Origin of the sequence: Streptomyces sp. NPDC046977 (assembly GCF_040644455.1) — a bacterium.
Taxonomy (GTDB): domain Bacteria; phylum Actinomycetota; class Actinomycetes; order Streptomycetales; family Streptomycetaceae; genus Actinacidiphila.
This window is the reverse complement of record NZ_JBEYWO010000034.1, coordinates 43,209-67,355: the sequence shown is the minus strand read 5'-3', so window position 1 is coordinate 67,355 and position 24,147 is coordinate 43,209. Positions and strand designations below refer to the sequence as shown.

28 protein-coding genes and 1 riboswitch are annotated in these 24,147 nt (G+C 73.5%); of the genes, 15 read left to right on the top strand and 13 right to left on the bottom strand.

The window, feature by feature from the left end; genetic code table 11:
* Window positions 1-84 precede the first annotated feature (84 nt).
* A complete protein-coding gene (locus ABZ883_RS35990) occupies window positions 85-1,683 on the bottom strand; it encodes an alpha/beta hydrolase (RefSeq protein ID WP_360913906.1) in 1,599 nt (532 codons plus the stop codon).
* A 1,183-nt stretch (window positions 1,684-2,866) separates the two neighbouring features.
* Here ABZ883_RS35990 and ABZ883_RS35985 point away from each other — a divergent pair.
* A complete protein-coding gene (locus tag ABZ883_RS35985; RefSeq protein ID WP_360913904.1) occupies window positions 2,867-3,184 on the top strand; it encodes an antibiotic biosynthesis monooxygenase family protein in 318 nt (105 codons plus the stop codon).
* Between the two features lie 77 nt (window positions 3,185-3,261).
* Here the strand turns inward: ABZ883_RS35985 and ABZ883_RS35980 are convergent, their stop codons facing one another.
* From ABZ883_RS35980 to ABZ883_RS35945, 8 genes are all read right to left on the bottom strand, one after another.
* Window positions 3,262-3,705 (bottom strand): type II toxin-antitoxin system PemK/MazF family toxin, encoded by a 444-nt coding sequence (locus ABZ883_RS35980; protein WP_360913955.1) that lies wholly within the window; start codon window positions 3,703-3,705, stop codon window positions 3,262-3,264.
* A 5-nt stretch (window positions 3,706-3,710) separates the two neighbouring features.
* Window positions 3,711-4,472, bottom strand: coding sequence for an urease accessory protein UreD (locus ABZ883_RS35975; RefSeq protein WP_360913902.1), 762 nt, complete (start codon window positions 4,470-4,472; stop codon window positions 3,711-3,713).
* The gene (gene ureG, locus ABZ883_RS35970; protein ID WP_360913900.1) at window positions 4,469-5,170 is read right to left on the bottom strand and encodes an urease accessory protein UreG; all 702 of its coding nucleotides are present in this window, start codon (window positions 5,168-5,170) and stop codon (window positions 4,469-4,471) included. Before ureG ends, ABZ883_RS35975 begins: the two co-directional genes overlap by 4 nt.
* Before the next feature lie 9 nt (window positions 5,171-5,179).
* Window positions 5,180-5,896, bottom strand: coding sequence for an urease accessory UreF family protein (locus ABZ883_RS35965; RefSeq protein WP_360913898.1), 717 nt, complete (start codon window positions 5,894-5,896; stop codon window positions 5,180-5,182).
* 8 nt (window positions 5,897-5,904) lie between these two features.
* Window positions 5,905-7,626: an urease subunit alpha gene (locus tag ABZ883_RS35960; protein ID WP_360913896.1), complete on the bottom strand. Its 1,722-nt coding sequence runs from the start codon at window positions 7,624-7,626 to the stop codon at window positions 5,905-5,907.
* Window positions 7,619-7,930 (bottom strand): urease subunit beta, encoded by a 312-nt coding sequence (locus tag ABZ883_RS35955; protein ID WP_360913894.1) that lies wholly within the window; start codon window positions 7,928-7,930, stop codon window positions 7,619-7,621. The genes ABZ883_RS35960 and ABZ883_RS35955 overlap by 8 nt, the downstream gene beginning before the upstream one ends.
* Window positions 7,927-8,241 carry an urease subunit gamma gene (locus tag ABZ883_RS35950; protein ID WP_360913892.1) on the bottom strand — a complete coding sequence of 105 codons (315 nt, stop codon included), beginning with the start codon at window positions 8,239-8,241 and terminating at the stop codon, window positions 7,927-7,929. Before ABZ883_RS35950 ends, ABZ883_RS35955 begins: the two co-directional genes overlap by 4 nt.
* 264 nt (window positions 8,242-8,505) lie before the next feature.
* Window positions 8,506-8,799 (bottom strand): type II toxin-antitoxin system Phd/YefM family antitoxin, encoded by a 294-nt coding sequence (locus ABZ883_RS35945; RefSeq protein ID WP_360913890.1) that lies wholly within the window; start codon window positions 8,797-8,799, stop codon window positions 8,506-8,508.
* A 79-nt stretch (window positions 8,800-8,878) separates the two neighbouring features.
* Here ABZ883_RS35945 and ABZ883_RS35940 point away from each other — a divergent pair, with 79 nt between their 5' ends.
* The 4 genes from ABZ883_RS35940 (at window position 8,879) to ABZ883_RS35925 (ending at window position 11,598) form a co-directional block, all read left to right on the top strand.
* Entirely contained in the window at window positions 8,879-9,520 is a 642-nt protein-coding gene (locus tag ABZ883_RS35940) for an ATP-dependent Clp protease proteolytic subunit (protein ID WP_360913888.1), read from the top strand.
* A gap of 6 nt (window positions 9,521-9,526) precedes the next feature.
* Complete coding sequence (locus ABZ883_RS35935; protein WP_360913886.1) at window positions 9,527-9,832, top strand: hypothetical protein; 306 nt, start codon at window positions 9,527-9,529, stop codon at window positions 9,830-9,832.
* A gap of 384 nt (window positions 9,833-10,216) precedes the next feature.
* Window positions 10,217-10,376: riboswitch (cyclic di-AMP (ydaO/yuaA leader) on the top strand.
* A 4-nt stretch (window positions 10,377-10,380) separates the two neighbouring features.
* Window positions 10,381-10,854, top strand: coding sequence for a C40 family peptidase (locus ABZ883_RS35930; protein ID WP_360913884.1), 474 nt, complete (start codon window positions 10,381-10,383; stop codon window positions 10,852-10,854).
* 102 nt (window positions 10,855-10,956) lie between these two features.
* Window positions 10,957-11,598: a GNAT family N-acetyltransferase gene (locus ABZ883_RS35925; protein WP_360913882.1), complete on the top strand. Its 642-nt coding sequence runs from the start codon at window positions 10,957-10,959 to the stop codon at window positions 11,596-11,598.
* 24 nt (window positions 11,599-11,622) lie between these two features.
* Here the strand turns inward: ABZ883_RS35925 and ABZ883_RS35920 are convergent, their stop codons facing one another.
* Complete coding sequence (locus ABZ883_RS35920; protein ID WP_360913880.1) at window positions 11,623-12,060, bottom strand: ATP-binding protein; 438 nt, start codon at window positions 12,058-12,060, stop codon at window positions 11,623-11,625.
* A 276-nt stretch (window positions 12,061-12,336) separates the two neighbouring features.
* Here ABZ883_RS35920 and ABZ883_RS35915 point away from each other — a divergent pair, with 276 nt between their 5' ends.
* Window positions 12,337-13,191: a helix-turn-helix transcriptional regulator gene (locus tag ABZ883_RS35915; protein ID WP_360913878.1), complete on the top strand. Its 855-nt coding sequence runs from the start codon at window positions 12,337-12,339 to the stop codon at window positions 13,189-13,191.
* 14 nt (window positions 13,192-13,205) lie between these two features.
* Window positions 13,206-13,457, top strand: a complete 252-nt coding sequence (locus ABZ883_RS35910) for a DUF397 domain-containing protein (RefSeq protein WP_360913876.1) — start codon at window positions 13,206-13,208, stop codon at window positions 13,455-13,457.
* A gap of 2 nt (window positions 13,458-13,459) precedes the next feature.
* Here the strand turns inward: ABZ883_RS35910 and ABZ883_RS35905 are convergent, their stop codons facing one another.
* Window positions 13,460-14,608, bottom strand: a complete 1,149-nt coding sequence (locus tag ABZ883_RS35905) for an 8-amino-7-oxononanoate synthase (RefSeq protein WP_360913874.1) — start codon at window positions 14,606-14,608, stop codon at window positions 13,460-13,462.
* A gap of 147 nt (window positions 14,609-14,755) precedes the next feature.
* On the opposite strand from ABZ883_RS35905, the gene bioB reads away from it, so the two are divergent.
* The 6 genes from bioB to ABZ883_RS35875 all read left to right on the top strand — a co-directional run bounded on the left by bioB (window position 14,756) and on the right by ABZ883_RS35875 (window position 19,995).
* The gene (bioB, locus tag ABZ883_RS35900) at window positions 14,756-15,970 is read left to right on the top strand and encodes a biotin synthase BioB (protein WP_360913872.1); all 1,215 of its coding nucleotides are present in this window, start codon (window positions 14,756-14,758) and stop codon (window positions 15,968-15,970) included.
* Entirely contained in the window at window positions 15,963-17,264 is a 1,302-nt protein-coding gene (locus tag ABZ883_RS35895; protein ID WP_360913870.1) for an adenosylmethionine--8-amino-7-oxononanoate transaminase, read from the top strand. Before bioB ends, ABZ883_RS35895 begins: the two co-directional genes overlap by 8 nt.
* The gene (bioD, locus tag ABZ883_RS35890) at window positions 17,261-17,986 is read left to right on the top strand and encodes a dethiobiotin synthase (RefSeq protein WP_360913868.1); all 726 of its coding nucleotides are present in this window, start codon (window positions 17,261-17,263) and stop codon (window positions 17,984-17,986) included. Before ABZ883_RS35895 ends, bioD begins: the two co-directional genes overlap by 4 nt.
* Window positions 17,987-18,124: 138 nt before the next feature.
* Window positions 18,125-18,790 (top strand): class I SAM-dependent methyltransferase, encoded by a 666-nt coding sequence (locus ABZ883_RS35885; RefSeq protein ID WP_360913866.1) that lies wholly within the window; start codon window positions 18,125-18,127, stop codon window positions 18,788-18,790.
* A 39-nt stretch (window positions 18,791-18,829) separates the two neighbouring features.
* Window positions 18,830-19,390, top strand: a complete 561-nt coding sequence (locus ABZ883_RS35880) for a TetR/AcrR family transcriptional regulator (RefSeq protein ID WP_360913864.1) — start codon at window positions 18,830-18,832, stop codon at window positions 19,388-19,390.
* Window positions 19,391-19,398: 8 nt separating this feature from the next.
* Window positions 19,399-19,995 (top strand): DUF4865 family protein, encoded by a 597-nt coding sequence (locus ABZ883_RS35875; RefSeq protein WP_360913862.1) that lies wholly within the window; start codon window positions 19,399-19,401, stop codon window positions 19,993-19,995.
* A 16-nt stretch (window positions 19,996-20,011) separates the two neighbouring features.
* Here ABZ883_RS35875 and ABZ883_RS35870 read toward each other — a convergent pair whose 3' ends face one another.
* Together ABZ883_RS35870 and ABZ883_RS35865 are read right to left on the bottom strand one after the other, a co-directional pair.
* On the bottom strand, window positions 20,012-20,383 hold the full coding sequence (locus ABZ883_RS35870; protein ID WP_360913860.1) for a fic family toxin-antitoxin system, toxin component: 372 nt from the start codon (window positions 20,381-20,383) through the stop codon (window positions 20,012-20,014).
* Complete coding sequence (locus ABZ883_RS35865) at window positions 20,380-20,607, bottom strand: toxin-antitoxin system HicB family antitoxin (RefSeq protein WP_319660692.1); 228 nt, start codon at window positions 20,605-20,607, stop codon at window positions 20,380-20,382. Before ABZ883_RS35865 ends, ABZ883_RS35870 begins: the two co-directional genes overlap by 4 nt.
* Window positions 20,608-20,802: 195 nt before the next feature.
* Here ABZ883_RS35865 and ABZ883_RS35860 point away from each other — a divergent pair, with 195 nt between their 5' ends.
* The gene (locus tag ABZ883_RS35860; protein WP_360913858.1) at window positions 20,803-21,552 is read left to right on the top strand and encodes an ABC transporter ATP-binding protein; all 750 of its coding nucleotides are present in this window, start codon (window positions 20,803-20,805) and stop codon (window positions 21,550-21,552) included.
* Between the two features lie 8 nt (window positions 21,553-21,560).
* Entirely contained in the window at window positions 21,561-24,128 is a 2,568-nt protein-coding gene (locus ABZ883_RS35855) for an FtsX-like permease family protein (RefSeq protein ID WP_360913856.1), read from the top strand.
* Window positions 24,129-24,147: the final 19 nt, after the last annotated feature.

Below are 24,147 nucleotides of genomic sequence, written 5' to 3'. Positions count from 1 at the left end.
CCCGTCCGCTCCCGGCGCCCAAGGAAACGGTCCCGGCCCCCCTCGACCGGGGGCCGGGACCGTTCGCGCGGGGTGGTGCGGGCGTCAGCTCGTGGGGGGCACCGGCGCCGCGTGCGGGGTGCACGTGACGTCGTGGCGGTCCAGGGAGCCGTTCACGAAGTAGCCGGTGACCCGGTCGTTGATACAGGGGTTGACCAGGCCGGTGACACCGTGCGAGCCGGCGTCCTTCTCCGTGATCATGAGCGAGCCCTTGAACCGCCGGTGCAGCTCGACGGCTCCGGAGTACGGGGTCGCCGCGTCACGGGTGCTCTGGACGATCATGACGCGCGGCAGGCCGTGGCCGGTCCCCACCTCCACCGGCTTGCGCTGCGGGACGCCCCACGTGGCGCAGGGCAGGTTCAGCCAGGCGTTGGCCCAGGTCAGGAACGGGTACTTGGCGTGCAGCCGGGAGTTGTCGCGGTCCCAGGTGCGCCAGTCGCGGGGCCACGGGGAGTCGGTGCACTCCACCGCCGTGTAGACCGCGTTGCCGTTCTCCGAGGCGATGTTGCCCGCGGTGTCCGACAGGTCCGGGGCCGCCGCGTCCACCAGCGCCTGGGTGTCGCCGGCGAGGTACTTGCTCCAGACGCCGGCCACGGTCGCCCACGACGAGTCGTAGTACGGGGCGGACTGGAAGAGCCCGAGCAGTTCGGCCGGGCCGACGAGCCCGCCGATCGGGTGGGCCTTGGCGGTCGCGCGCAGCCGCTCCCACTGCGCCTGGACCTTCGCCGGCGTGCTGCCGATGTGGTAGACGGAGTCGTACTTCGCGACCCACGCCTTCCAGTCGTCCCAGCGGCCCTGGAAGGCCACGTCCTGGTCCAGGTTGTTCTGGTACCAGATCTGGTCGCGGGCCGGGTTGACGACACTGTCGACGACCATCCGGCGCACATGCCCCGGGAAGAGCGTCGCGTACACGGCGCCGAGGTAGGTGCCGTAGGAGACGCCCAGGTAGTTGAGCTTGCGCTCGCCGAGCGCGGCACGGATGACGTCGAGGTCCCGCGCCGTGTTGGGCGTGGTCATCTGGGCGAGCATCGCGGCGCCGGTGCGCTCCTTGCACCCCTCGGCGTACTCCGCGGCCAGCTTGCGCTGCGCGCGCTTGTCGGCCTCGCTGTCCGGGACCGGGTCGGCCTTGGGCGCCTTCACGAACTCCTGCGGGTCGGCGCAGGAGATGGGCGCGGAGTGGCCGACACCGCGCGGGTCGAAGCCCACGAAGTCGTACGCCTTGGCGGTGGCCGTCCAGATGGGGTTCTTGGTGGTGACGCGAAGCGGGAAGCGCATACCGGAGCCACCGGGGCCACCGGGGTTGTAGATCAGGGCGCCCTGGCGCTCGGCGGCGGTGCCCGTGCTGCCGATGCGGTCCACGGCGATCCGGATCTTCGCGCCGTACGGCTTGGCGTAGTCGACCGGCACGGTGACCCAGCCGCACTGGACGGGGGCGGCGATACCCCAGTCCGCGGGGCAGGCCGCCCAGTCGATGCCCGCGTCCGCGGCGCGCGCGGCGGCGATCCGCACGCCGATGTCCTCTGCGTTCACATGGTGTTCGTGTCCGTGGGCGGTACCCCCGGCGACCGCGGTCTGCGGTACGGCGGCGACGACGGTGCCGGCTATCAGGGCTCCGGTGAGCCCGAGCACGGCTGTGCGTCTCACGATGACGTCCCCCTGCGGTTGAGCCGCTTGTGGCGGCGCGAGCACAGAACTTCAGAGGGATCCTTTCGCCCGGATGGCCGTCAGGAGAAGATCGCACAGGCGTATCTTTACCAAGCCGTATGCATGACAAGCCGGTTGACGGCGCGCGCGGCGAAGCCGCGGGTGCGGCCGGACCGGACCGGTCCGGCCGTCGGTCGGCCGACCTCGCGGCCGCCACGTGGGTGGACGCGCCCGCCGCCACGCCGAGCCGCGTGCGCGGCACGCTCGACCCGATGCCGGCCGGGCCCGGCCCCGCACCGCGGCCCCGACCGCTCGCCGCGCCGCCACCGGTCCACCGCCACGGCGGCCCCGCACCGGCGCGCGCCACGAAGGGCCGAACGTACGCGGCATGGCCCGGTCCCGCACCGCGGCCCCGCACGGGCGGTGACGGTACTGCTCCCCGCGCCGCGGCTGGTCCGCCGCGCCGCGCTTCCACACCCGCGTGCGAGGTGCCGGGCGTACGCGTCATGCCCGGTCCCGTACCACGGCCCCGACCGCTCGCCGCGCCGCCACCGGTCCACCGCCACGGTGGCCCCGCACCGGCGCGCGCCACGAAGGGCCGAACGTACGCGGCATGGCCCGGCCCCGCACCGGCGTGCACCACGAGCGGCCGAACGTACACGGCACGCTCGACCCGACGCCGGCAAGGCCCGGTCCCGCACCGCGGCCCCGCACGGGCGGTGACGGTGCCGCTCGCCGCACCGCCGCGGTCCCGCACCGGCGTGCACCGCAAAGCGCCGAACGTACGCGGCATGGTCGACGCCACTCCGCGCGCCGCGGCGGTCCCGGGAGGCGGCGGATGCGCCGGCCGCGCTGCTGACGGGCGCGGGGGCGCCGGAGCCGGCGGGCTGACGCCGCAAGGGCACCCTCACCCGTTCGGCTCATCGGTAATGCGCCGCCCGGGTGAGGGGGCCACAGTCGTGGGACGGCGGCATTCGGGGTGCCCGCGCCCCATGGGAGTCCGCTCATGGGACACGCGGGGAAGGACACCCTCGCGTCACGTCACCGACCCGCCGGGGAGCCGCGCCTCGCGGTCCCGGCCCGCCGGACCCGCCGCCGTCCCGCATCGTGGCCTGGCGGCCGCGCAGAGTGAGCATCCGGCGAAGCAACAGCGTCCTCGTAGTCCCACGGGAGGTCGAGGGTCATGAGCACTTCACCGACGACTTCACCCACGAAAACGCGCGTCGTCCTGCGCATCCAGCTGCACGAGGGGATGGGCGACCAGTATGCGGCGGCGTACCACCTCGTGCACAGCGACATCGCCAAGGCCGACGGGTTCATCAGCTCGCAGCTGTGCAAATCCGTGAAGGACCCCGACTGCTGGATCGTGACCAGTGAATGGGCGTCCATGGAGCAGTACCTCGCGTTCGTCGCGAGCGAGGAGTTCACGGCGCGTCGCGCCGGCATGCGCAAGTGCGTGCTGGAGCACGACTCCTCGCAGTACTCCGTCATGGCGGAGTGACCCGCGGGCCCGCCGCACGCGCGAGGCCCCCGGGCGGCGCACCGCCCGGGGGCCATCGGTCGCGTCGCCGCCGGGGCTCAGCGCCAGCGGTACAGCTCCTTGAGCCGGTTCACGACGATGTTGAAACGGCCGCGGTCCAGCGCGCACGCCTCCCGCCGCATGCCCTCGTCGTGGACGCGCAGCACGCGGTCGACGTTGACCCAGGAGGCACGGCCCGACTTGTCCCAGGGGCCGGAGCCGATGGCCACCCACTCCCGGTCGTCATTGTGCTCCTTGCTGGAGAGCTGGACGGCGAGCAGCGTTCCGGCCGGTTCGCGGGCCACGACCAGGACCGGGCGGTCCTTGCCGCGGCCGTCGTTCTCCTCGAACGGGACCCAGGTCCACACGATTTCCCCCGGGTCGGGGTCTCCGTCGTGGTCCGGGGAGTACTCGGTGCGGACGGGGCCGACCTGCTCGGGCTCGGCCTCGGTGGTCGCGCCGGGGCCGTAGCGGCCCGGGCTCTCGGTGTCATCGGTGTCTATCGAACTCACGGACCCACGCTAGCCGACAACAGCCCCCGCAGGGACAGCCCGTCCGCCGCGGCGGCCGTGATCAGGGCGGCCGGCCCCGCCAGCGGTGCGAGCACGGCCTCGCCGCGCTCCGGGTCCTCGCCGAGGACGCGCGGGCTCACCGGCTTCTCCTCGAACGCCGGATCCACAACCAGCAGTTGACCCGCCGCACGATGTGTGTGCAGTACGGCGGGCCCCGACCAGCCGGGCACTCCGGGGCCGAAGGACAGGGCCTGGTCGAGCAGCGGGTGCCCGCCGAGCCGTACGACCAGCCGGGAGACGAGCCGTCCGGGCTCCTCGCCCGCCCGCCCGAGGATCTGCTCCTCGCGCAGCACGAGGCGCGCGCCGGGGGCGAGTTCGGCCGTGGTGGTCATGCGCAGGTCGCTGCCCCCGGCCGCGATGACGGGCTCGGGCAGCCAGTGCAGTACGGCGTCCGCGCCGACGGTCAGCCGTACCTCGTAATGGGCGGGCTCCCCCGACCGGCCGGGGAGGGAGACCGTCGCCGCCGCGGCGTCCACGCGCAGCGCGGCGCCGGGCAGCACGCGGGCGTGGATCGCGAGCCGGTCGCCGCCGAGCGGCGCGCTCATGGCGCCGACGACGGTGACCCGGGCCGTGCCGCTCTCGGACGACCGGGTGCGGCGCAGCGCGAGCGGGCCGTCGCCGACGAGTTCCGGCAGCGCGGTGCCGCCGCGGCCGTCGGGGGCGGCGGTGATCCGTGCGGCGGCGCGGACACCGGTCATGCGGGGACCGCGGTCCAGTCGGCGATGCGGGCGCGGATCCACTCGGCCACGGGGGCGACGCCGTCCTCGGCGACGAGGGAGGTGAAGACGACCGGCAGGTCGCCGCGTTGCGCCTTCGCGTCGCGCGCCATCCGGTCCAGGTCGGAGCCCACGTGGGGCGCGAGGTCGGTCTTGTTGACCACGAGCAGGTCTGCGGTGGTCACGCCCGGTCCGCCCTTGCGCGGGATGTCGTCGCCGCCGGCCACGTCGATGACAAAGATCTGCGCGTCGACCAGGCCCTTGGAGAAGGTCGCGGTGAGGTTGTCGCCGCCGGACTCGACGAGCACGAGGTCGAGCGGGCCGAGGCGTTCCTCCAGTTCCTCGACGGCTTCGAGGTTGGCGGAGATGTCGTCGCGGATCGCCGTGTGCGGGCAGGCGCCGGTCTCCACGGCCGTGATCCGCTCGGGCGGCAGGACGGCGGTGCGGAGCAGGAAGTCGGCGTCCTCGCGGGTGTAGATGTCGTTGGTGACGACGGCGAGGGACAGCCGGTCGCGCAACACGCGGCACAGCGCGGCGACCGTGGCGGTCTTGCCGGAGCCGACGGGGCCGCCGAGCCCGACGCGCAGTGCGCGGCGGCCCCCGCCGGGGCGGACGGCGGCCGGAGCGGGCACGGCCTGTCCTGAGCGCTCGGGCAGCACGTGGTCGTGGTCGAGATGCATGGCGGCGTCCTAGGAGGCGAAGAGGCGTACGGGCCAGGTGGCGTGCTGCTCGGCGTACATGTCGAGCAGGGGCGCGGACGCGGCGGGCAGCGCGCCGGTGCCCTCGGTCAGGGCGTGCCGGGCCGCGGTGCCGGCCTGCCGCGCGACCTCGTCCAGGTCGGGGGCGAGCCGGGCGAGCACGGCGGTCACGGCGAACGGGTCCAGGCTCAGCAGGCGTACGGCGGCGGTGGCCGGACCGGTCACGGACTCGTAGGCCGCCGCGTGGGCGGCGTCCGGCGGCGCGAGGCCCGCGGCGCGGGCGGTCAGCCCGAGGACGACGGGCTGGTGGGCGCCGCGGGGCCGGGCGGCGGCGAGCGCGTCGAGGGCGTCCGACGGCCAGGCCGCGCGGGCGGCCCGGAGGAGTTGCCGGCCGAGCCGGCGCGCGGTCGCGCGCAGCGCGGGTGAGGGGGTGCGGGCGTCTGCGGCGTCGTCCAGCGCGAGCGGGTCGAGGCCGGCGGCCGCGGCGGCGGCCAGTGCCGCCGCGACCAGTCCGGTGGTGTGCAGCCGGCCCCGGCAGAAGGACTCCAGGGTGGCGGGGCAGCGGATGCGGCCGGCCTTCACGGCCGCCTCCGCGCCGCCGGAGTGCGCGTGGCCGCCCGCGGGGAAGCGGCCGTCGGCCAGCACCAGCAGCGCGGCCCGGGTCGCGGCCGGGACGGCGCCGCCCGATGTCTCGGTCGTCGTGGTCATGACCGTGCTCAGAAGAGGAAGTAGCGCTGGGCCATGGGAAGTTCCGTGGCGGGGGCGGGTTCGACGACATCGCCGTCGACGCGGACGGTGAAGGTGTCGGGGTCGACCTCGACCCGCGGCATGGCGTCGTTCTCGCGCATGTCGGCCTTGGTGACCCGGCGTGTGTTGCGGATGGCGACGAACTCCTTGGCGAGGCCCAGCCGCTCCGGCAGGCCGTCGGCGAGCGCGGTGCCGGTGACGAAGTTGACGGAGTTCAGGCCCGGTGCGCGGCCGAGCGCCCCGAACATCGGCCGGGGCAAGACCGGTTGGGGCGTCGGGATGGAGGCGTTGGCGTCGCCCATCTGCGCGTAGGCGATCTGGCCGCCCTTGATCACCAGGTACGGCTTGACGCCGAAGAACGCGGGGTCCCACAGGACGAGGTCGGCGAGCTTGCCGGGTTCCACGGAGCCGATCTCGCCGTCGAGGCCCTGGGCGACCGCCGGGTTGATCGTGTATTTGGCGACATAGCGACGTGCCCGGAGGTTGTCGGCCCGTCCGTCCCCGGGCAACGCGCCGCGCCGCTTCTTCATCACGTGCGCGGTCTGCCAGGTCCGCAGCACCACCTCGCCGACCCGGCCCATCGCCTGCGAGTCCGAGGAGATGATCGAGATCGCGCCGAGGTCGTGCAGGACGTCCTCGGCCGCGATCGTGCCGGGGCGGATCCGGGACTCGGCGAAGGCGAGGTCCTCCGGCACGGCGGGGTTGAGGTGATGGCAGACCATCAGCATGTCGAGGTGCTCCTCGACGGTGTTGACGGTGTGCGGCCGGGTCGGGTTCGTGGACGAGGGCAGGACGTTGGGGTGCGCGACCACCGTCATGATGTCCGGAGCGTGGCCGCCGCCCGCTCCCTCGGTGTGGTAGGCGTGGACGCCGCGCCCGGCGATCGCCGCAAGGGTGTCCTCGACGAATCCGGCCTCGTTCAGCGTGTCGGTGTGGAGCGCGAGCTGGGCGCCGGTGGCCTCGCACACGGTGAGGCAGGCGTCGATCGCGGCCGGGGTGGCGCCCCAGTCCTCGTGGATCTTGAAGCCGAGCGCCCCGCCGCGGAGCTGCGCGTGCATCGCCTCGTGCGAGACGGTGTTGCCCTTGCCCAGCAGGCCGATGTTGACCGGGTAGTGCTCCAGCGCGGCGAACATCCGGGCCAGGTGCCAGGACCCCGGGGTGATGGTGGTGGCCTTGGTGCCCTCGGCGGGGCCGGTGCCCCCGCCGACGAGGGTGGTGATGCCGGCCGCGAGGGCCTCGTCCGCGATCGTCGGCGAGACGAAGTGGACGTGGGCGTCGATGGCACCGGCGGTCACGATCTTGCCGTTGCCGGCGATGACCTCGGTCTCCGGCCCGATGACCAGGTCCGGATGCACTCCGTCCATGGTCTCGGGGTTGCCGGCCTTGCCGATCGCGGCGATGCGGCCGTCCCGGATGCCGATGTCGGCCTTCACCACGCCCCAGTGGTCGAGGATCACCGCCCCGGTGACGACGGTGTCGGGGGTGCCCTCGGCGCGGGTCGCCCGGGACTGCCCCATCGACTCGCGGATCACCTTGCCGCCGCCGAAGACGACCTCGTCCCCCGACCTGCCCGGCCCGCCCGACAGGTCGCTTTCCACCTCGACGAGCAGGTCGGTGTCGGCGAGCCGTACGCGGTCACCGGTGGTCGGCCCGAACAAGTCCGCGTAGACGGCGCGGGAGAGCTCAGCCATCGAGGGCACCTCCGGTCTCCCCGCGCAGCCCCTCGACCACGCGGGCGCCGCCGATCGGCACGAGCTCCACCTCGACGGGTAGGCCCGGCTCGAAGCGGACCGCGGTGCCGGCCGCGACCGCCAGCCGCTTGCCGCGGGCGGCGGCGCGGTCGAAGCGCAGGCCCGGGTTGGCCTCGGCGAAGTGGTAGTGGGAGCCGACCTGGACCGGGCGGTCCGCGGCGTTGAGCACGACCAGCCGGGTGACCGGCCGGCCCGCGTTGAGCTCGACCGGTCCGTCGCCGTGCAGGATCTCCCCGGGGATCACGCGGGCCCCTGGGCGATCGGATCGTGGACGGTCACGAGCTTGGTGCCGTCCGGGAAGGTGGCCTCGACCTGGACGTCGTGGATCATCTCGGGCACACCGTCCATGACCTCGTCGCGGGTGAGCACCTTGCGCCCGGAGGCCATGAGGTCGGCGACGGACCGGCCGTCGCGGGCGCCCTCCAGGATGTGCGAGGTGATCAGGGCGATCGCCTCGGGGTGGTTCAGCCGCAGGCCCCGGGCCCGCCTCTTCTCCGCCACGTCGGCGGCGACATGGATGAGCAGGCGTTCCTGCTCATGAGGGGTCAGTTGCACGGCCACACCTCGCAGTCGTCCCGGGTGAGCGGGGCCGCGGTCCGTTCCGGGCCCGCGAGGCCGCTCTCCGACAGCCCGAAGCCGCAGGCTAGTTCGGCGGCGTTTCGTCCGCGTTAACTCCCCGCTCCGGGCGTGGGGGGGGCGGGCGGTCCGTTCCGGCCGGGCGTCCCGGGGCAGCATGCCACGACGGCGCAGGTCCGCCGCGTACGACACGGGCGGGCCCCGCCGGCCGGGCGCGGGGGCGCGGCTCGGGCTGCGGTCCGCTCAGGTTCCGTCGTGGCGGGCGTTGGTCGTGCCGCGGTGCTCGGCGGCGATGCCGAAGCGGCGCCGTTCGCCCGTGGCGGACACCGGGGGGTGCACCGAGGAGACCGTACTGACCACGGCCTCGTCCGCCGCCTCGTCGAGTTCCTGGAGTCGTTGCAGGTCAGCCGCGGAAACGAGGGCGACGAGCGGCTTGCCGTGGCGCGTCACGACCACCCGCTCACCGCCGTAGACGACGCGGTTGACGAGCTCGGCGAGTTCCGCTCGCGCTTGTGTCACGGGGACTTCATGGGCCATGCTCCCCATCATAACGGGATGTACGTCCTGTACATTTTTTACCTGGACGGGGGCCCTGTGCCCCCACGGAGGTGCCGCCGTGCTTCGACCGACCGCCCGCTACGTCCTGCCCGAGTTCACCGAGCGCACCAGCGAAGGGGTGCACTCCATGGATCCGTACTCCAAGCTGCTGCGGGAGCGGATCGTGCTGCTCGGCACACCCATCGACGACACGTCCGCCAACGACGTCATGGCGCAGCTGATCCACCTGGAGGCCGCCGCCCCGGAGCAGGACATCTCGCTCTACATCAACTCCCCCGGCGGGTCGCTCACCGCGATGACCGCGATCTACGACACCATGCAGTTCGTCAGCTGCGACGTCTCGACCGTGTGCGTCGGCCAGGCCGCTTCGGCCGCGGCCGTGCTGCTGGCGGCCGGGACGCCGGGCAAGCGGCTGGCGACTCCCCGTTCACGTGTACTGATCCATCAGCCCTCCTTCGCGGAGGTCGTCCAGGGCACCACCGCCGACCTCGAGATCCAGGCCAGGGAACTGCTGCGCAGCCGCGACCAGTTGGAGGAACTGCTGGTACGGCACACCGGCCGGGACCCGGAGCGGATCCGGGCCGACATCGAGCGCGACACCGTCTTCGACGCCCCGTCCGCGCTCGCGTACGGACTGGTGGACCGGCTCACCGTCAGCCGCAAGGGCGACGGCGGGACCGGCCCGCGCGCCGTGCGGTGACCGGCCGTGGTGCCCGAACTGCCGCCGCTGCCCGCGCTCACCCGTGCCGAGGGTGAGCTCATCGACACCTATCTGGAGGTCGTGGATCTGCTGGGGAGGATCAATCCCGCCCGCGTCAGGGACACCTATGGCGCGCTGCGGGCCGCCCAGGCCCTGGCGGGGCGCGCGGCGGAACTGCGCGACGCGCTGACCACGATGCATCTGCGGGGGGAGCACGAGCTGCACACCACGACGATCGGGCGCGCCCTGCGCGTGCTCGACGGGGAGCGCAGAACGCGCCTGGTCACCCTGCCTCCCTCGCAGCGTGACTGATGGCCCGTCACCTTGAGTGGCGCTCAGATCCGCCTCTTGCGCGGCCCGTCGGGCCCCGCCGCCGGCGCGACACGAACTCACACCGAATGGACTCGCCCGATCGTTGTACGTGGCGTCGACACACGATCGGTCCCGACTTGCGCGCCTCGGCCGCACACATCCGGAATTTGCCGCTCCATCGCAGGTGTTCGACTGGTTTCGAGTCGTCAGGTGAGGCTTCCGAGCCCGGAGTCCACCCGAATAGGTGAGTCGTGAAGAGACTCACATTCGACCGGATGAGTTATGTCCTGACCGGTTCTGTGAGTGACCATCCCTTCGACGACAAGCCCCCGTCATCCGGCGGGGCGGTCCGCGCGGACGCCGAGTCCTGCCGCCGTCGCGGACGCCAGGTCGACACCGAACGCAACGGCAGGAGCGGAGGACCCGAGTACGACGGGACCGGCCCACGGGCCGATTCCTTGGGGTGAAGCCGCGTCAGCGGCCGGGCATCTTCGCCTGCCCGAACCCGACAGGTCATCCTTCGCAGGCGGACGACGAAGGGTTTGCGCATGATCGCGCCATCAGCCATGTCCGCGGTTCTCACCCGGTTCGGGGCGGTCTCCGCCCTCACGGCGGCCGCCGTCGCCGGTCCCGCGGTCCTGCCGGACATGGCCCAGCACGCCGACGCCGCCACGATCCGGGCGGAGGCACTGAAGGTCGCGGCCTCGAAGAAGGGCGCTCCGTACCGGTACGGTGCCACCGGCCCGCGCAGCTTCGACTGCTCGGGCCTGACGCTCTACTCGTTCAAGAAGGTGGGCAGGAAACTGCCCCGCACCGCCGCGGCGCAGTACAACAGCACACGGCACCTGCACAGTTCCGACCGCACCCGCGGGGACCTGGTGTTCTTCCACTACGGGAGCAGCATCTACCACGTCGGGATATACGCGGGCCACGGGAGAATCTGGCACTCCCCCAAGCCGGGCGGCCGTGTGCGCCTGGAGAAGATCTGGACCCGCAGCGTCTGGTACGGCCGTGTGAGGTGACCGCCCGCCGCGGGGCCCGGGCGCGCCCGCCCAGGGGTCCCGCGGCTCCCTCGGCCACCGCTGGGTGGGGGGAAGGTGACGACAGGTCGTAGCGTTGCGCCCATGACGTTGCCGCGCCTGCTCGCCGACGCCGCCCGGGGCGTCTTCCCGCCCGCCGACGGGTCGGTGACGATCGTGCCCCAGCCCTCGGCACGCGACGCGGGCGTCATCGCCTTCACGGCGCACAGCGTGGTCTTCGCCGACACCGACCCCGCTCGGATCCGGTCGCTGCTGCCGCCCGGTGACCTGTCGGCGCCGCTCAACCCGCCGTTCCTGACGGCGCTGTGCGGGCTGCTGGGGCGCCGGGTGAACAACATCGACCTGCTGGCGACGGCCACCGCCCTGCCCGGTCCGCCGCCCGGCCCCCCGCTCGCGCTGCGGGAGACGGCCGCCCGCGAGCACCCCCGTGCCGCGCGGGCGCTGTCGCACCGGGACGAGGTGCGGGTCTGGACGGTGCCCGGCGGCACCGTCCTCATCGGGCGCGGGGTGGCCGGTCGCTGGGAGATGGCCGTCGAGGTCGAGCCCGCGGCGCGCGGCACCGGTCTCGGCCGCCGCCTGGCCCTGGAGGCGCGCCGGCTGGTCCCGGACGGCGGGACGCTGTGGGCCCAGATCGCGCCGGGCAACGCGGCGAGCGTACGGGCGCTGCTGGCGGCCGGCTTCACCCCCGTCGGCGCGGAGGTGCTGCTCGTACCCGGCCACGGCTGACCGGCGGGCGGCCCCGTCGCGCGTTCACTCCACGGGGGCGGGCGCCGCCACCCACGGCAGGGTGATCCAGACGGTCTTGCCGCCCTCGACGGTGGGGGTGACATGGAGCCGGCCCCCGGCCTCGGCGGTGAGATGCCGGATGATCACCATGCCGCGGCCGTTGTCCTGCTGGACGGCGGCCGGCAGCCGCTGGGGCCAGCGCGGATGGCTGTCGGTGACCCCGATCCGCAACTGCTCGTCGCGGTCGAGCCGGATGTCGAGGGTGAAGGTAGGCGACTGGCCGAGGGTGTGCAGGACGGCGTTGGTCGCGAGTTCGGAGACGATGAGCCGGACGGCGTCGGCGGGCGACGAGTCCTCCGTCATCCCCCACTCCACCAGCAGGTCGCACACGTATCGACGGGCCGCGGGTACCGAGGCAGGGTCGCTCGGCAGGGTGACGGATACTTCCTGATGGTCTGCCATGGCGACGCTGTCCCTTTCCCGCCGTGACCGGGACTCCGGCACGCGCCTGTCCGGGCCGCACGCCCGGGCCGCCGGGAGCCCGTACTTCCCATACGGTGCCCACCGGCTTCCACGCGCCAGAGTGCCACCTATCGTGCCGTCAAACCGGTGCCACCACAGCTATATGCATATATCTGTCGCCCAAAGCGGTGAACTCTGCTACGAGAGAACGTATTTGCGCGGCAGACTTCGCCCGGGGACCGGCGGAGCATGCCGGGAACCAGGAGGTACACAGTCATGCAGCAGGTGCCGGCGGTCCGCCGCCGCAAGATCGGCTCCGAATTGCGCCGTCTCAGGGACACGGCCGGCCTGACGAGCGGAGAGGTCGCCCTCCGCGTGGGCTGGCACCAGTCCAAGGTGAGCCGCATCGAGACCGGCCGCAGCGGTGTGCGACCGGAGGACGTGACCGCACTGCTGGACGCGTACGACGTCCGCGACCAGCGGCTGCGCGACATGCTGGCGGCGCTGGCCGGGGGCGAAGGCGCCCGGCGCGGCTGGTGGCACGAGTACCGCGAGGAACTCCCGGACACCTACCGGGACTTCATCTCCCTGGAGACCGACGCCTGCCGCGCCCGCACGCTGGAGACCACCGTGGTGCCGGGACTGCTGCAGACCCCCGACTACGCCCGCGAGCTGACCCGTTCGGTGCTGCCCCACCTGGGCCCGCGGCAGATCGCGACGCTGGTGGACGTGCGCATCGCGCGGCAGGCGGTGCTGCGCGCCTCACCGCCACTGGAGCTGTGGGCGGTGCTCGACGAGGCGGTGCTGCGGCGCCGGGTGGGGGGACCGGAGGTGATGGCGGCGCAATTGAGCCATCTTGTGGAGCTCGGTTCCCTGCCCCATGTGCATCTGCAGGTGCTGCCTTTCTCGGCCGGTGGTCATATCGGCGTCACGGGGCCTTTCGTCATCTTCTCGTTTCCGCGCATTGCTGATCTGGATGTTGTCGTTCTCGACCAGTTGACGAGTAGTCTCTATCTGGATCAGGAAGAGGACATCAGGGCGTACGGTGCCGCTTTCAACCGACTGCGCTCCCACGCCCTGTCGAGCGAACAGTCGCTGACCTTCATCAGCGGCATCGGCAAAGGCGCGTAAGGAGGCACACCCCCATGTCCAGCGCACTGCCTCAGTACGTTTCCTCCAGTGCGTCCCTGTTCGGAATGAATTGGCGACGCAGCAGCTACAGCACGGCGGCGAACAACTGCGTCGAGACGGCCCTCGTCCCCTCGGGGCCGCTCTCGGGACAGCTCGCCGTACGCGACTCCAAGGATGTGCGCGGCCCGGCCCTGCTCTTCACCCCCACCGAGTGGAACGCGTTCCTGGACGCCGTGCGCACGGGAACCCTGACCGGGCGCCCCTGAGCTCAGCGGCGTGGCGGCGCCGTACGGACGATCGTCCCGACGGCGTCGCCGATCTCCCGGTCCGTCAGGTCGGCGCGCGCGGTCAGCCGCAGACGGGAGATCCCGTCCGGCACCGACGGGGGCCGGAAGCACCCCACGGCGAGCCCCGCCTCCCGGCAGTCCGCGGCCCACTGGACGGCCGCCTCCGGCGAGGGCGCCCGCACCGACACCACGCACGCGTCCGGCGCGGTGGCCTCCAGGCCCGCGGCGGCAAGCCTCTTGTGCAGTTCCCGGGCCACCTCACGCGCCCGCGCGGCGCGGTCCGGCTCCCGGCGCAGCAGCCGCAGCGCCCCCAGCGCGGCACCCGTGGCCGCCGGCGCCAGACCGGTGTCGAAGATGAACGTCCGCGCCGCGTTGACCAGATGCCCGATGACCCGGGCCGGGCCGAGCACCACGCCGCCCTGACTGCCCAGCGACTTGGACAAGGTGGCCGTGCACACCAGCCCCGGCGCCCCGGCGAGCCCGGCGGCCGCCGCCGCCCCCCGCCCGCCGTCACCGAGGACGCCGAGCCCGTGCGCGTCGTCGACCAGCAGGGCCGCTCCCGCCTCCGCGCAGGCCGCGGCCAGTTCGCCGAGCGGGGCCGCGTCGCCGTCGACAGAGAAGACGGAGTCGGTGACGGTCACGGCGGGCCCGTCGTGCCCGGACAGCGCCTTGCGCACGGCGGCGGGGTCGGCGTGGGGGACGACCTCGGTGGTGGCCCGGGAGAGCCGGCAGCCGTCGATGAGTGAGGCGTGGTTGCCCGCGTCGGAGACGATCAGGGTGCCCGGCTCACTGGTCAGCGCGGTGACCGCGGCGAGGTTGGCCGCGTACCCCGAGGCCAGCACCAGGGCCGCCTCGAAGCCGCAGAAGGCGGCGAGTTCGGCCTCCAGCTCGGCGTGCAGCTCGGTGCTGCCGGTCACCAGCCGTGAGCCGGTGGACCCGGCGCCCCAGCGCAGGCAGGCGTCGGCACCCGCACGGGTGACCTCCGAGTGCCGGGCCAGGCCCAGGTAGTCGTTGGAGGCGAGGTCGAGCAGCGGCGACCGGGCCGGCCGGGGCCGCAGGGTGCGCACCAGCCCTGCCGCGCCGCGCCGTTCGGCGTGCGCGTCGATCCAGTCGAACGGGTCGCGGGCCATGGTCGTCCCCGGGGTCGGTGTGAGATGTCTCCAGCACCGTAGTCTGCCCTGCCGGTTCGCACGGTGTGGTGATCCACACACCCTGCGCGAACGGTCTTGTGGGGTGCCTCATTGGCCGATGGTCGCCGCGTGCGTCAGGATCGCGGCATGGATCTGCTCAATGGGTTGGTGGAGAAGGGGCTGCGCCGCGAGCTGCCCACGCGCGAGGAGGCCCTCGCCGTGCTGGCCGGCTCCGACGACGAACTGCTCGACGTGGTGGCCGCGGCCGGCAAGGTGCGCCGCGCCTGGTTCGGCCGCCGCGTGAAGCTGAACTACCTGGTGAATCTCAAGTCGGGGCTGTGCCCCGAGGACTGCTCGTACTGCTCGCAGCGGCTGGGTTCCGAGGCCGGCGTGCTCAAGTACACCTGGCTGAAGCCCGAGGAGGCGGCGGCCGCCGCGGCGGCGGGGGTCGCCGGCGGCGCCAAGCGCGTGTGCCTGGTGGCCAGCGGACGCGGGCCCACCGACCGCGACGTGGACCGGGTCTCGAAGACCATCGAGGCCATCAAGGGTGAGAACGAGGGCGTGGAGGTCTGCGCCTGCCTCGGCCTGCTCTCCGAGGGACAGGCCGGCCGGCTGCGCGGCGCGGGCGCCGACGCGTACAACCACAACCTGAACACCTCCGAGTCGGTATACGGCGACATCACCACCACGCACACCTATGCCGACCGCGTCGACACGGTGCAGCAGGCCCAGGCGGCGGGACTGTCCGCCTGCTCCGGCCTGATCGCGGGCATGGGCGAGAGCGACGAGGACCTGGTCGACGTCGTGTTCGCGCTGCGGGAGCTGGACCCGGACTCGGTGCCCGTCAACTTCCTCATCCCCTTCGAGGGCACGCCGCTGGCCAAGGAGTGGAACCTCACCCCGCAGCGCTGCCTGCGCATCCTGGCGATGGTGCGCTTCGTCTGCCCCGACGTGGAGGTCCGTATCGCCGGAGGCCGCGAGGTGCACCTGCGCACCATGCAGCCGCTGGCGCTGCACCTGGCCAACTCGATCTTCCTGGGCGACTACCTCACCAGCGAGGGCCAGGCCGGCCAGGCCGATCTCGACATGATCGCGGACGCCGGCTTCGAGGTGGAGGGCGCCGGTACGGTCACCCTTCCCGGTCACCGCGCCGATGCCGCCGACGCGGTGGCGGCCGCCGGATGCGGCTCGCACGGCTCCGCGCAGGGCGGCTGCGGCTCGCACGGCACGGCGGACGGCGGCGGCTGCGGGCCCTGCGGCGGCCACGCGGGGAGTGTCCCGCTTCCGGCGGGTGCCGCGCGCACCGACCTGGTGGCGGTCCGCCGCCGCGGCACCGGAACGGACCTGCCGCCCAATGCCTGAACCGCTCACCGCCGGCGAGCTCCTGGCACTGGACCGGGAGCACGTCTGGCATCCGTACGGGCCGATGCCGGGCCGTCAGGAACCGCTCGTCGTCGCGTCCGCGGCCGGGGTCCGGCTGCGGCTGGCCGAACCGGTCGAGGGCGTGACCGAGCTCGTGGACGGCATGTCCTCCTGGTGGTCGGCGATCCACGGGTACAACCACCCGGTGCTCAACGAGGCGGCACGCGGCCAGCTGGACCGTATGAGCCACGTCATGTTCGGCGGGCTCACGCACGAGCCCGCCGTCCGGCTCGCCGCCCGTCTGGTGGAGATCACCCCGGAGCCGTTGCGGCATGTCTTCCTGGCCGACTCCGGCTCGGTGTCGGTGGAGGTCGCCGTCAAGATGTGCCTGCAGTACTGGCGCTCCCTCGGGCGGCCCGCCAAGCAGCGCCTGATGACCTGGCGCGGCGGCTACCACGGCGACACCTGGCAGCCCATGTCCGTGTGCGACCCCGAGGGCGGCATGCACGGGCTGTGGTCGGGGGTGCTGCCCCGCCAGGTCTTCGCCGACGCCCCGCCGGCCGCGTACGAGGAGGCGTACGCCGACCATCTGCGGGAGACCGTCGCCCGCCACGCGCACGAGCTCGCCGCGGTGGTGGTGGAGCCCGTGGTCCAGGGCGCGGGCGGCATGTCCTTCCACTCCCCCGCGTATCTGCGGGTGCTGCGCGAGACGTGCGACGAGCACGACGTGCTGCTCGTGTTCGACGAGATCGCCACCGGCTTCGGGCGGACGGGCACGCTCTTCGCCGCCGAGCAGGCGGGCGTCTCCCCCGACGTCATGTGCGTCGGCAAGGCCCTGACGGGCGGCTATCTGACGATGGCCGCGACGCTGTGCACCGCGCGCGTCGCCGACGGGATCTCCCGGGGCGAGGTCCCCGTCCTCGCCCACGGCCCCACCTTCATGGGCAACCCGCTGGCGGCGGCCGTCGCCTGCGCCTCCCTCGACCTGCTGCTCGGGCAGGACTGGGCGCAGGAGATCAAGCGCATCGAGGCCGGACTGCGGGACGGGCTCGCGCCCGCGGCCGCGCTCCCGGGCGTGCGGGACGTACGGGTGCTGGGCGCGATCGGGGTCGTCCAGCTCGACAAGGCCCTCGACGCGGCTGCCATGGCGACCGTCACGCGGGCGGCCGTCCGCGGGGGGGTATGGTTGCGCCCGTTCCGGGACTTGATCTACACGATGCCCCCGTACGTGACGGGGAACGAGGACGTCGCGCGCATCTGCGCGGCGGTGTGCGCGGCGGCGGAGGCGGCATGACGGTGTTGTTCGTGACCGGTACGGGCACGGAGATCGGCAAGACGGTGGTCACGGCGGCCGTCGCGGCGACCGCGCTCGCGGTGGGCGCCAGTGTCGCCTACCTCAAGCCCGCGCAGACCGGCCTCCGTCCCGACGAGCCGGGAGACGCCGCGGAGGTGACGCGGCTGGCGGGGTACGAGCTCACCGGAGTCGAACTCGCCCGCTACCCCGACCCCCTGGCCCCGGCCACGGCGGCCCGGCGCGCCGGCCGGCCGGCCGTGGGCCCCGGTGAGATCGCCGAGGCCGCCGCGAAGCTGGCGGCCGTCCACGACATCGTGCTGGTCGAGGGCGCGGGCGGGCTCCTGGTGCGGTTCGACGAGGAGGGCTCCACGCTGGCGGACGCGGCGAAGATGCTGGGCTCACCGGTCCTCGTCGTCGCCCCGGCCGGGCTGGGCACGCTCAACACGGCCGCGCTCACCGCGGAGGCGCTGCGGGCCCGTGCGCTGACGTGCGCCGGCTTCGTGATCGGCAGCTGGCCCGACGACCCGGACCTGGCGGCCCGCAGCAATCTCGCCGACCTCCCGGTCTGCACCGGCGCGCCGCTGGTCGGCGCCGTCCCGGCCGGGGCCGCCCAGCTCACGCCGGAGGCGTTCCAGCGGGCCGCGCCGGGCTGGATCGCCCCCCGCATCGGCGGCCTGTGGGACGTGGACGCGTTCACCGCCGTCTGGAGTTCCATCATCTGACGTCACGTCGGTTCCGGGGCGGGGCGCGCGCTCGCGCTCCCGCCCCTCGGAAGGAACCGCGCGCAAGGAGGCATGGCGGCCCCGCTCCGGCGGCACAATCCGGAAGAGGGGGGCACGACGAGGCAAAGGGGACCTGCCATGCCCAGCCGTTCCGGCGCGATGCGCGAGCCCGTCCGCCACCCGCTGTTCGCCCGCTTCTACGCCCGCTGCGCCCGGGGCGCCGAGACCCGCATGGGCCTGGCGGAGCTACGGGGGGAACTGCTGGCCGGGCTGTCCGGCCGGGTGATCGAGATCGGCGCCGGACCGGGGCTGAACTTCCGTCACTACCCGCGCACGGTCGCGGAGGTCGTGGCCATCGAGCCCGAGCGCCATCTGCGCCGGCTCGCCGCCGAGGAGGCGCGGCGGGCGCAGGTGCCGGTGGATGTGGTGCCGGGTGTCGCGGAGGCACTGCCGGTCAAGACCGAGGGTTTTGACGCGGCGGTCTCCTCCCTGGTGATGTGCTCGGTGCGGGACCCGGCACGGGCGCTCGGCGAGTTGCTGCGCGTCCTGCGGCCGGGCGGTGAACTGCGGCTGCTGGAGCACTGCCGCGCCACGGGCCGCGGGGCCGCCGCGGCACAGTGGGCGGCGGACCACACGTTCTGGCCGCTGCTGTTCGGGGGCTGCCGGACCGGACGCGACACCCCCGCGGCCGTGCGGGCGAGTGGCTTCGAACTGCTGGAGCTGCGCCGTTTCCGCATTCCGGAGCGGGGGCTGCCGGTGCCGAGCTCGCCGCACGTCCTGGCCACGGCACGCCGTCCGGGCTGATCTTGCCCGTTGTACCTACTGGTATGTACAGTCCTCCGTGTGGACACCCCCGACCGGTTGATCGAGAGCACCCGCGAACTGCTGTGGGAACGCGGCTACGTCGGCACCAGCCCCAAGGCCATCCAGCAGCGCTCCGGTGTCGGCCAGGGCAGCATGTACCACCACTTCTCCGGAAAGCCCGACCTCGCGCTCGCCGCCGTGCGACGCACCGCCGCGGAGATGCGGGCACTGGCCGAGGAGCAACTGGCCGGGCCCGGTACGGCCGTCGAGCGGATCACCCGCTACCTGCGGCGCGAGCGCGAGGTGCTGCGCGGCTGCCCTGTGGGAGGGCTCACGCAGGACCCGGAGATCGTCTCCAGCGCGCGGCTGCGCGCCCCGGTGGACGAGACCTTCGAGTGGCTGCGCGGCCGGATCGCCGACGTCCTCGCCGACGGCCAGGCGCACGGCGAACTCGCCCCCGGGCTCGACGCCGACGACATCGCCGCGACCGTGGTCGCCGTCCTCCAGGGCGGCTACGTGCTCGCCCGCGCGGCGGGCTCGGCGGCGCCCTTCGACCAGGCCGTCAGCGGAGTGCTGGCGCTGCTGTCGCACCACTCCTAGGGAGCGCCGTGTACGCGATGCAGTACGAGATCACCCTGCCCGCCGACTACGACATGAGGATCATCCGGGATCGTGTGGCCGGCCGCGGACACCTCACCGACGCGTACGAGGGCCTGGGCTTCAAGGCCTACCTCGTAAGGGAGCGCGGCATCGACGGCTCACCGGTCAACCAGTACGCGCCCTTCTACCTCTGGGGCGACACCGCCGGGATGAACCGCTTCCTGTGGGGCGGCGGCGGCTTCGGGGGCATCGTCGGCGACTTCGGCCGCCCCGGCGTGCACCACTGGACCGGCGCCGCGTTCGGGCCCGGTCCGGAGCACGGCTCCACGCCCCGGGCGGCGAGCCGCCTGCGCGAGCGCCTGCCCGAGGGCGCCGACCCGCGCGAGCCGGTGGCCCGCGCGCTGCGGCGCTGGGAGGAGCGCCGCGCCGCGCCGGGTGTCCACGCGGCGCTGCTCGCGGTCGACCCCCGGCACTGGGAGATCGTCCAGCTCACCCTGTGGGCGGACGCGGTGGCGGGCGACGACCCGGACCGCTACGCGCTCCTGCACCTGTCCGCGCCGCACTGGCGGGACCTGCCCGTCGGCAGCCGGTGGCCGCGGGACTGACGCGCGCCGCCGCCGTTCAGGCGCTCCAGCCGCGCAGCACCTCGGCGATCTCCAGCACGTCGGCCGTGCCGCTCTTGACCAGCCGGGCCAGCTCCCGCACCCGCTCCGGCGAGGTGACGACCTTCAGCCCGCTCGCGACCAGGTAGGCGTAGGCCACGGCAGAGGCGAACATGACGTTGGACCGCTCCAGGGCAGGGACGTGCACCAGCAACTGCATGAGGGCCGCGGCGCACTCATGGGGGTCGCCGTACACGGGCACACCGAATATCTCGGCCTCGTGCCGGCTGACCGCGGCGACGAGCGCGCCCCAGTCGGCGACCTGGGGGTCGCCGGGTGTGTTGTGCTCGGCGACCATGAGCAGCCAGGCGAGATCGATCCGCAGGGTCAACGACGGCCTTCGTGCTCCGCGCCGAACTCCTCGGCGAAGACGGACTCGTACTGCTTCATGAAGTCGGCGGCCGCCTCGACGAAGGTCCGCCCGTTCTCGCCCGCGTCCTGCTGGACGAGTTCCTCGATGTAGCGGTTCACACTGATCCCCCGCTGCGCGGCCCGTTCCCGGGCGGTCGCGGCGGTGGTCTCGTCGACCCGCACGTTCAACTGGGTCTTGGCCATACCGACAGGCTAGCGCCAAGGTGCTAGCAGTGACAAGTGCCCCTTACACGGACGATCCGGAGCGCGACCGCCGGACGATGCACACCGGCCCGCGACGACCTACCCTCGCCCCATACGACAGCACGCACATCGGCATGATGGGGGACAAGCGTGTCGACACCGGCAACACCGCCAACAACCGGCACACAGGACACCGTGACGGGCGCCGGGCCGGCCGCCCGGGCCCTGGCGCTGACCAAGGCGTACGGAACGGGCGAGACCCGCGTGGTGGCACTGGACGCGGTGGACGTGGACATCCAGCGGGGCCGGTTCACCGCCGTCATGGGCCCGTCCGGCTCCGGCAAGTCCACGCTGATGCACTGCCTGGCGGGGCTGGACTCGGTCACCTCCGGGCAGGTGTGGATCGGCGACACCGAGATCACGCGCCTGGGCGAACGGCAGCTGACACGTCTGCGCCGGGACCAGGTCGGATTCGTCTTCCAGGCCTTCAACCTGCTGCCGACGCTGACCGCCGCGGAGAACATCACGCTGCCGATGGACATCGCCGGTCGCAGGCCCGACCAGGAGTGGCTGGACCGCGTCATCGACACCCTGGGCCTGCGCGACCGGCTCCGGCACCGCCCGGCGCAGCTGTCCGGCGGACAGCAGCAGCGCGTCGCGTGCGCCCGCGCGCTCGCCTCCCGCCCGCAGCTGATCTTCGCCGACGAGCCCACCGGCAACCTGGACTCCCAGTCGGGCGCGGAGGTGCTGCGCTTCCTGCGGGAGGCCGTGGACCGGCTGGGCCAGACCGTGGTGATGGTGACCCACGACCCCACCGCCGCCGCGCACTCCGACCTGGTGCTCTTCCTCAACGACGGGCGCATCGTCGACGACCTGGCCCGGCCCTCGGCCGACGGCGTGCTGGAGCGGCTCAAGCGCTTCGACGCGCTGCGGAAGCAGGGCTAGGACCTCCCGTGCTCCGGGCGACGCTGCGCAGCTTCCTGGCCCACAAGGGCCGGCTGCTGCTGTCGGCGCTCGCCGTCCTGCTGTCGGTGGCGTTCGTCACCGGCAGCATGATCTTCTCCGACACCGTCAACCGCACCTTCGACCAACTCTTCGCCTCGACCGCGGCCGATGTGACGGTGGGTCCGCCCGAGGCGTTCTCCGAGAACCAGAACTACGCCTCGGGCCAGGTGGCCACCCTCCCCGCGTCGCTGCTGGCCAAGGTCAGGGCCGTGCCGGGGGTCGCCAACGCGCGCATCGACGTCACCGTCCAGAACATCACCGTCGTCGACGCCCGGAACCGCCCCGTCGGGCCGACGACCGGGGCGCCCACCCTGGCCACCAACTGGTCCGGCAATCCGCGCAGTCCGGTCCGGCTGACCAGCGGCCACGCGCCGCACGGCGACCGCGAGGCACTGATCGACGCCGACACCGCGGCCAACCGCCGGCTGCGGATCGGTGACACCCTGCGCGTGCTCGCGCAGCCGGGCGCCTTCCCCGTGCGGCTCGTCGGCATCGCCACGTTCACCACCACCAACCCGGGCGCGGCCCTGCTGTTCGTGGACACGCCCACCGCCCAGACCCGGCTGATCGGCCGGGCCGGAACCGCGACGTCGGTCGCCGCCGACGCCGCGCCCGGCGTGTCCGACGCGACGCTGAAGCGGCGGATCGCCGCCGCGCTGGGCCCCGGCTGGACGTACACGACACAGGCCGAGCAGGCGAAGTCGGCCGCCGAGTCGCTGGCGACGTTCCTCGACGTGATCAAGTACGTGATGCTGGGCTTCGCCGGGATCGCGGTCCTCGTCGGCGTCTTCCTGATCGTCAACACCTTCTCCATGCTCGTCGCGCAGCGCACGCGCGAACTCGGGCTGCTGCGGGCGCTGGGCGCGGACCGGCGGCAGGTGCGGCGCTCGGTGCTGGTGGAGGCGGCGCTCCTCGGCCTGGCCGGGTCCACCCTGGGACTGCTGTGCGGGGTCGGACTGGCGTCCGGGCTGATCCGGCTGCTGGGGGCGTTCGGGATGAACATCGGCGCCTCGCACATGGTGCTGCGCCCCCTGGTGCCGGCGGCCGCGTACGCGATCGGGCTCGTGGTGACGCTCGTCGCGGCCTACCTGCCGGCCCGCCGGGCCTCGCGGGTCTCCCCCATGGCCGCGCTGGCCGACGTCGAGGTCACCGACGGCGACCGGTCGCTGCGAGGGCGGGCCATCGCCGGCGGGCTCCTCGCCCTGCCGGCGGCGGCCGCACTCGCGGGCGCGGCCGCCGCCGGGACCATCGGTGCCGCCGCGTCCTTCCTCGGCCTGGGCATCGGGCTCTCGCTCATCGCCGCGGTCGTGGCGGGCCCGCTGCTCGTGCGCCCGGTCATCCGCGTGGTGGGCGGCGGGCTGCCGCGGGTGTTCGGGCCCGTGGGGCGGATGAGCCAGCGCAACGCGCTGCGCAATCCGCGGCGTACCGGCGCGACGGCCTCGGCGCTCATGATCGGGCTCGCGCTGGTGACCGGCATGTCGATGGCGGGGACCTCGATGGCCACCTCCTTCGACCGCGAGATCGACAAGGCGCTCGGCGCCGACTTCGTCGTCCAGGGCGACCACTTCGCGCCCTTCTCCCCCGCCGTGACCCGGGCGGTGCGCGCAGTACCGGGGGCCGGCCAGGTCGTCCCGATGCGCTATGTGCCGCTCCTCGTCACCCTGCCCGGCGGCCGCACCACCCGGCTCACCGGCGCCGCCATCGGCCCCGGCGCCGACGACGTGCTCCATCTCGACTACGCCCGCGGCGACACGGCCCGGGCACTGGCCCCGGACAGCGTCTCGCTCTCCCAGGAGTACGCGACCCGGCACGGACTGGGGATCGGCAGCAGGCTGCCGGTGCGGTTCGCCGACGGGCGCGGGGCCACGTTCACCCTGAGGGCCTTGACCACCAGCCAGGGCACCGTGTTCGGCGACGACGCCACGTTGACCATGGGACTCGCCACCGCCGAGCGCCATCTGCCGCGGAGCCAGGACGCCGCCCTGTACGTCAACGCCGCGCCCGGCACGTCGAAACCGGCGCTCCGGACGCAGCTGGAAAAGGCGCTGACGCCCTATCCGCAGGTCGAGGTCCGCGACCAGGCGGACTACAAGAAGCTCGTCCGCACCCAGATCTCCGTGCTGCTCACCCTCGTCTACGCGCTGCTCGGACTGGCGATCCTCATCGCGGTCCTCGGCGTCGTCAACACCCTTGCCCTGTCCGTGGTCGAGCGCACCCGCGAGATCGGGCTGCTGCGGGCCATCGGCCTGTCCCGCCTCCAGCTCCGGCGCATGATCCGCCTGGAGTCGGTGGTGATCGCCGTGTTCGGCGCGGTGCTGGGCCTCGGGCTCGGCCTGGTGTGGGGAGTGGTGACCCACGAGGTGCTCGCCCTGAAGGGCATCCGGGCCCTCACGGTCCCCTGGACGACCGTCGGGGCGGTCATGGCCGGCTCGGTGGTCGTCGGCCTGCTGGCCGCCCTCCTCCCGGCGCTGCGCGCCTCCCGGATGAACGTGCTGGCGGCCATCGCGCACGAGTGACGGCGTGCGCCGTGCGGTG

Coding starts and splice junctions, on each gene's coding strand:
- ABZ883_RS35985 (WP_360913904.1), top strand. CDS start 2,867: ATGAGCACTTCACCGACGACTTCACCCACGAAAACGCGCGTCGTCCTG.
- ABZ883_RS35975 (WP_360913902.1), bottom strand. CDS start 4,472: ATGACCGGTGTCCGCGCCGCCGCACGGATCACCGCCGCCCCCGACGGC.
- ureG (WP_360913900.1), bottom strand. CDS start 5,170: ATGCATCTCGACCACGACCACGTGCTGCCCGAGCGCTCAGGACAGGCC.
- ABZ883_RS35965 (WP_360913898.1), bottom strand. CDS start 5,896: ATGACCACGACGACCGAGACATCGGGCGGCGCCGTCCCGGCCGCGACC.
- ABZ883_RS35960 (WP_360913896.1), bottom strand. CDS start 7,626: ATGGCTGAGCTCTCCCGCGCCGTCTACGCGGACTTGTTCGGGCCGACC.
- ABZ883_RS35945 (WP_360913890.1), bottom strand. CDS start 8,799: ATGGCCCATGAAGTCCCCGTGACACAAGCGCGAGCGGAACTCGCCGAG.
- ABZ883_RS35930 (WP_360913884.1), top strand. CDS start 10,381: ATGATCGCGCCATCAGCCATGTCCGCGGTTCTCACCCGGTTCGGGGCG.
- ABZ883_RS35925 (WP_360913882.1), top strand. CDS start 10,957: ATGACGTTGCCGCGCCTGCTCGCCGACGCCGCCCGGGGCGTCTTCCCG.
- ABZ883_RS35920 (WP_360913880.1), bottom strand. CDS start 12,060: ATGGCAGACCATCAGGAAGTATCCGTCACCCTGCCGAGCGACCCTGCC.
- ABZ883_RS35915 (WP_360913878.1), top strand. CDS start 12,337: ATGCAGCAGGTGCCGGCGGTCCGCCGCCGCAAGATCGGCTCCGAATTG.
- ABZ883_RS35910 (WP_360913876.1), top strand. CDS start 13,206: ATGTCCAGCGCACTGCCTCAGTACGTTTCCTCCAGTGCGTCCCTGTTC.
- ABZ883_RS35905 (WP_360913874.1), bottom strand. CDS start 14,608: ATGGCCCGCGACCCGTTCGACTGGATCGACGCGCACGCCGAACGGCGC.
- bioB (WP_360913872.1), top strand. CDS start 14,756: ATGGATCTGCTCAATGGGTTGGTGGAGAAGGGGCTGCGCCGCGAGCTG.
- ABZ883_RS35895 (WP_360913870.1), top strand. CDS start 15,963: ATGCCTGAACCGCTCACCGCCGGCGAGCTCCTGGCACTGGACCGGGAG.
- bioD (WP_360913868.1), top strand. CDS start 17,261: ATGACGGTGTTGTTCGTGACCGGTACGGGCACGGAGATCGGCAAGACG.
- ABZ883_RS35885 (WP_360913866.1), top strand. CDS start 18,125: ATGCCCAGCCGTTCCGGCGCGATGCGCGAGCCCGTCCGCCACCCGCTG.
- ABZ883_RS35865 (WP_319660692.1), bottom strand. CDS start 20,607: ATGGCCAAGACCCAGTTGAACGTGCGGGTCGACGAGACCACCGCCGCG.